Here is a 5760-nt window from a genome sequence, read left to right as displayed (position 1 = left end):
CGGCCGCAGGCCGCCACGGCCATTCGGTTGCGGGCTCTGCCCGCAACCCGCTCCTCCAGCGGCGAGCCGTAGGCTCGCGTTAGTCGTCGCGCGCTACGGCGGCGCTTCGCGCCGCCGGGAACCGCCTCGGGGGCCTTCTTCGAAGGCCCCGCTCGGCGGATGCTCACTACTATTCTAGCCGACTATTTATAAACAAAAACGCGACCATCGGCGGTGTGCGCTGAGAACTGCCGGCCGGCGTCTCGCGGGAGCGCGGTGCAGCGTCGGTCGAACTGGTCGCACCGCCTGTTCGCTATGAACTCGCGTAGCCGCGTGAACATCGAGGGACTGGTTTCGTGGCGCGCTGTTCGGACTCGGCCGTACGTCGGCATCGGGGCCGCTGTCGACGTTCGAGGGGTCACCGAGCGGCAGCGCTACGGCCACAGCCCGCGTGCGTCGTGGGCCTTCGAGAGCCGTTCGAGCGCGACGACGTAGGCGGCATCGCGCCACGTCGATTCGGGGTGACGCTCGTAGGCGTCCTCGACGGCGGCCCACGCCTTCTCCATCTCGGCGTTCAGTTCGCTGTTGACTTTCTCCAGCGACCACGAGCGACGATTGATGTCCTGCAGCCACTCGAAGTAGGAGACGGTGACGCCGCCGGCGTTGGCGAGGATGTCCGGGATGACGGGGATGTCGCGGTCCGCGAGGACCGTGTCGGCGGCGAAGGTCGTCGGGCCGTTGGCACCCTCGACGATGAGGTCGGCGTCGATGTCGTCGACGTTGTCCTCGGTGATGACGTTCCCGACCGCACAGGGGGCGAGCACGTCCACGTCGAGTTCGAGCAGTTCGTCGTTGGTGATGATCTCGCCGTCCTGCTTCGTGACGGCTTCGGGTTCCTCCTCGTGGGTCGGGATGATATCGATGTCGAGGCCGTCGGGGTCGTAGACGGCGCCGTTGACGTCGCTGACGGCGACGACGTCGGCGCCCCAGTCGTCCAGCAGGCGGGCGGCGTTGGCGCCGACGCTGCCGAAGCCCTGGACGGCGACGGTCGTCTCGTCGAGGGGCCTGTCGTAGTAATCCAGCGCCTTCCGGGTCGCGATGGCGACGCTACGGCCCGGGGCCTCGTCGCGGCCGTAACTTCCGCCGACGACCGGGGGTTTGCCGGTGACGACGCCGGGCTGGGTTTCGCCTTCCTGCATCGAGTAAGCGTCCATGATCCACGCCATCGTCTGGGCGTCGGTGCCCATGTCGGGGGCGGGAATGTCGGTGTTCGGGCCGATGACGTCCCGGAGTTCCTCGGTGAAGCGGCGAGTGAGCCGTTCCTTCTCGTCGGTCGAGAGGTCCTTGGGGTCGACGACGATGCCGCCTTTCGCGCCGCCGAATGGGAGGTCCATGACGGCGCACTTCCAAGTCATCCACATCGACAGTCCGATGGATTCCTCGCGGGTGACGTCGGGGTGGAACCGCAGACCGCCCTTGTGGGGGCCGCGGACGCTGTTGTGCTGGGCGCGATAGCCCGTGTAGGTCTCGACGGTCCCGTCGTCGCGTTCGATGGGGACCGTTACCTCGTGGACGGCGGAGGGGTCTTCGAGCCGTTCGACGACGTTCGGGTCGATATCGACGAACGCCGCGGCCCGGCGGAGCTGGCGGCGAGCGACCGCGAGCGCCGAGTTCGGTTCCGTCTGTGGGGGGCTGTCAACTGTATTAGGGGAGGACGTATTCGATGACATTGATAGCTCCGTATACCCCCTGCAATGCTCCCGATGCCTAAAAGTATTAATTGTAAAAGGTGATTAATTCACAACACAGGACATAATATGCCGTGCGCGGCCTATTCCTCGCGGCACTCGGTATCGAAAGTCGGTTCGCCGCCGCTGATGGTGACATCGGCGAACAGGTCCCGGCATTCCGTCGGGTTCCACGGCTGTGTCTGTGCACCCTCGTCCGACGTGGCGTAGATGTCGATTTCCTCATCGCGGAGCATGCCGCCGAGGCCGAGTTCTGTCGTCTCGCCGGCCGGAAGCGTGCTGAACGCGGCCGCGACGCTCCCGCCCGCCGAGCGCGCCTCGACACGCCATTCCCGCGGCTGGTCGTCCCGATTCTCGATGCGGGCGCGTAGTTCCCACTGGCCGTCGGGTTCCTCGTCGGCATCATCTCCGGTACATCCCGCGAGGAGGGCTGCCGAGCAGGTGCCGGCGGCCGCGATGAACGCTCGTCTGTTCACTCGTTTCACTGGGGTCGCAACGGCCAAAAGCCTTCGTCGCACGTTGGCACGTCTTTCAGACGCTTTTTACGGGTAGACCCGATACGGACACTCAATGACGCGAATCGTCGTGGTTGACAACCACGGGCAGTTCACCCATCTCGAACACCGCGCGCTGCGTGACCTCGGCATCGACACCGACCTCATAGACAACGACACCGCCCCCGACGACATCGACGCCGACGGCATCGTTCTCTCTGGCGGCCCCGACATGGACCGGATCGGCAACTCCCGCGAGTATCTGAACCTCGACATCCCTGTCTTCGGCATCTGTCTCGGCATGCAACTCATCGCCGACGAACTCGGCGGTCGGGTCGACTCGGGCGACTACGGCGGCTACGCCGACGTGACCGTCGATATCGAGGACGACGAGGACCCCCTCGTCGGCTCGCTCGCTCCCAACACACGAGTGTGGGCCAGCCACGCCGACGAGGTCAAGGAAGTCCCCGAGGGCTTCACCCGAACCGCCAGCAGCGACATCTGTGGCGTCGAAGCTATGAGCGACACGGACCGCGACCTCTACGGCGTCCAGTGGCACCCCGAGGTCGCCCACACCGAGCAGGGCGACGAGGTCTTCGAGAACTTCATCGCCATCTGCGAAGAGCGCGCCTAGACGATCTCGGCCAATCGGTCGCAGTACCGGTCGGCGAAGGCGTCCGCTTTCTCCGCATCGAACGCCGACTGCGTGTACCGAAAGCCGAGATGCATCTCCTTGCCGACGGTGACGGCGCCGATGCTGACCGGCGTCGGGAGCCAGCACGGCGCCGTAAACCACAGCGATTCGGGCGTCTCACCAGAGAGGGCGGGCAACGGCTCCGGTAGCCGACCGAGATTCGACAGGACGGCCGTATCGAGCAGTCGCCCACCGGTACCACCGAGCAGTTTCGGCAGATACGCTTTGATCGATAGCGGTACCGCACTGGGAACGAGATTCAGCCACTCCAGATAGCCGAGATACCGCTTTTCTCCCTTGATCTCTCGCGTCTGGTCGGTTATCCGAGCGAGCGCCGTCTTCGCATCCTGCCGGTCGACTGCGTCGGTCGCGACGCTCTCGAAGAAGGTGTAGAAACCGACCCCCTCGTAGAACCACTCGCTCGGGCGGAGGTTCACCGGCATCATGACGCTCAACTTCTCCGCCGAAGCGCCGAAATCGCGGTTCCAGCGGTCGAGCGTCAGATGCATCGCCGCGAGCAGGTGGTCGTTGACCGAGGCGTCGCCGCCTTCACCGAGCGCGTCGACGACCCCGTCGTCGAGTCGACGGTGGCGATACCGCCAGCTAGCCACCCCGGGTGCGCTGGCTCCCGGCAACCGCGATGGCGGGTCGAGCAGGTAGCCGAGGCGCTGCACCGTTTTCCCGAGCAACCGTGCCCGACGGCGGCGGGAATCGGGCCGGAACCCATCCAGCACGTCCCGGGACTCTCCGAACGCGAATCGGTCCGGTGCCGGTTCATCGCCCCGGTAGGCGGTACAGATGGCCTGCAGGATTCCGTAGGCTCCCACGCCGTCGACGGGAATGTGGCTCGAACAGAACCACAGCAGGTCGCCTTCGTCGCCCCCGTCCCGGACGATGAGCAGGCGCAGCGGGGGTGACGTCGAGAGGTCGATCCCGGCGCCGTAGAACCGTTGGCGGAGCGTGTCGAGGTCGACGGCGTTCGCCTCGGCCACCTCGATGGGGACCGACGCCTTGTCCGGAACCTCCCAGTCGTAGTCGGTTCCGCCGTTCCCACCCGGACGCTGACGGGCTTTGGCAACCGGATGAACGTCGTAGACGCGTCGGACGGCCTTCCGGAGCCGCATCCGGTCGATCCGCTCGCTAGTCTCGACCTCGATCTGAATGTTCCACGGCGTGTACATCCGCTCGACGTGGAACACCGCCTCTTCGAGGCGCGTGAACGGCGTTCGTTTCACGCCCCGCCTCCAGCCATGGCCCGCGTCGCCGGTGACATACGATGATAGACGCGCGCACGTCGGAAAACGCTCCCGCCGATGGACGTCCATCCGGCGGTCGTGCGCCCGGTACGGGGGACCGGAACTCGGTTTAATGCCGCTGGCGCGTCAATCCCGTCCATGGACGAATTCGACTTTCTGGTCATCGGGTCCGGTTCGGGACTGGACGTGGCGAACGTCGCTGTCAACCAGGACCGATCGGTCGCCGTCGTCGAGAAGGGGCCGCTCGGCGGCACCTGTCTCAACCGCGGCTGTATCCCCTCGAAGATGCTGCTGTATCACGCTGAGGTCATGGAGATCGTCGAGCGCGCCGAGGAGTTCGGCATCCACGCAGACGTCGAGGACGTCGACTTCGCAGAAATCGTCCGCGAGGTCAACGAGGACGTCTCGGGCGATGCCGAATCCATACGCCGCGGGCTCGAATCGTCGCCACAACACGAACTCTACGACGGCGAGGCGCGCTTCGTCGACGACCGCACGGTCGAAATCTCCGGCGGTGAGGACGACGGCGCGAAACTCCGGGCGGAGACGGTCCTCATCGCGGCGGGAACCCGGCCGGCGATACCCGATATCGACGGTATCGAGTCGGTCGATTACCTCACGAGTACCGAAGCGCTCCAACTGGAGGAACCGCCCGAGCAGCTGGTCATCGTCGGCGGGGGCTACATCGCGGCGGAACTGGGCCACTTCTTCGGCACCTTCGGCAGCGACGTGAGTATCGTCGGCCGGCGGCCGAACCTCCTGCCGGAGGCCGACGAGGAGGTCGGCGAGGCCTTCACCGACCGCTACGCCGAGCGCTTCGACGTCTACACGGGCTACGAGGCGGTGACCGCCGAGGAATCCGACGGCGAGGTGACCGTCGAGGCGCGGCCGTACTCCGAATCACCGACGGTCCGAACTGCCGGCGGCGAGGAGGCCGCCCCCGCCGACGCCGACCGCGTGGAGATCACGGGCGATACCCTGTTGGTCGCGGCGGGACGGCGGCCCAACTCCGATACGCTGAATCTCGATGCGACGGGCGTCGCGACCGACGACAGCGGCTTCATCGAGACCGACGAGTACCTCCGGACCGACGCCGAGGGCGTCTGGGCGCTCGGCGACATCGTCGGCGAGTACCTCCTGAAACACAGCGCGAACCACGAGGCCGGCGCGGTCGCGCGCAACGTCTTCGGCAGCGAGATGGAACCGGTCGATTACACCGCGATGCCCTTCGCCGTCTTCGCCTCGCCGGAGGTCGCGGGCGTCGGTGCCCGCGAGCAGGAACTCCGGGCGGACGACGCCGACTACGCGGTCCGGACCTACCCCTACGACGAGACTGCCCGCGGGAGTGCGATGCACGCCGAGGGGTTCGTGAAGGTGCTCATCGACCTCGACGGCGAGATACTCGGCTGTCACATCATCGGACCCGAGGCCTCGAACCTCATCGAGGAGGTAGTCGTAGCGATGAAGGCCGGAACCGGCACCGTCCACGACATCCGCGAGTCGGTCCACATCCACCCGGCCCTCTCGGAGGTCGTCCAGCGGGCCTTCAGCGGGCGATTCCGCCGACCCGAGCATCTCCACGACCACGA

Annotated in this window: 5 protein-coding genes; 2 read left to right on the top strand and 3 right to left on the bottom strand. The window is 66.4% G+C overall.

The genetic code is table 11. The features are described 5' to 3' along the window. Window positions 1–413: 413 nt before the first annotated feature. Together gdhB and V5A53_RS12455 are read right to left on the bottom strand one after the other, a co-directional pair. Entirely contained in the window at window positions 414–1709 is a 1296-nt protein-coding gene (gdhB, locus tag V5A53_RS12460; protein WP_332313942.1) for a glutamate dehydrogenase GdhB, read from the bottom strand. Between the two features lie 101 nt (window positions 1710–1810). Beyond that, window positions 1811–2203 (bottom strand): hypothetical protein, encoded by a 393-nt coding sequence (locus tag V5A53_RS12455; RefSeq protein WP_332313941.1) that lies wholly within the window; start codon window positions 2201–2203, stop codon window positions 1811–1813. A gap of 94 nt (window positions 2204–2297) precedes the next feature. Between V5A53_RS12455 and V5A53_RS12450 the strand changes: the two genes are divergently transcribed. Further along, window positions 2298–2855 (top strand): GMP synthase subunit A, encoded by a 558-nt coding sequence (locus V5A53_RS12450; RefSeq protein ID WP_332313940.1) that lies wholly within the window; start codon window positions 2298–2300, stop codon window positions 2853–2855. Here the strand turns inward: V5A53_RS12450 and V5A53_RS12445 are convergent. After that, entirely contained in the window at window positions 2852–4150 is a 1299-nt protein-coding gene (locus V5A53_RS12445) for a hypothetical protein (RefSeq protein ID WP_332313939.1), read from the bottom strand. The genes V5A53_RS12450 and V5A53_RS12445 overlap by 4 nt on opposite strands. 159 nt (window positions 4151–4309) lie before the next feature. Here V5A53_RS12445 and V5A53_RS12440 point away from each other — a divergent pair. Continuing rightward, the coding region (locus V5A53_RS12440) for a dihydrolipoyl dehydrogenase (RefSeq protein WP_332313938.1) at window positions 4310–5760 on the top strand (1451 nt) is incomplete at its 3' end.

It is taken from the genome of Natronomonas sp. (genome assembly GCF_036625485.1).
Taxonomy (GTDB): Archaea; Halobacteriota; Halobacteria; order Halobacteriales; family Haloarculaceae; genus Natronomonas.
This window is presented reverse-complemented; position numbering and strand designations above follow the sequence as displayed.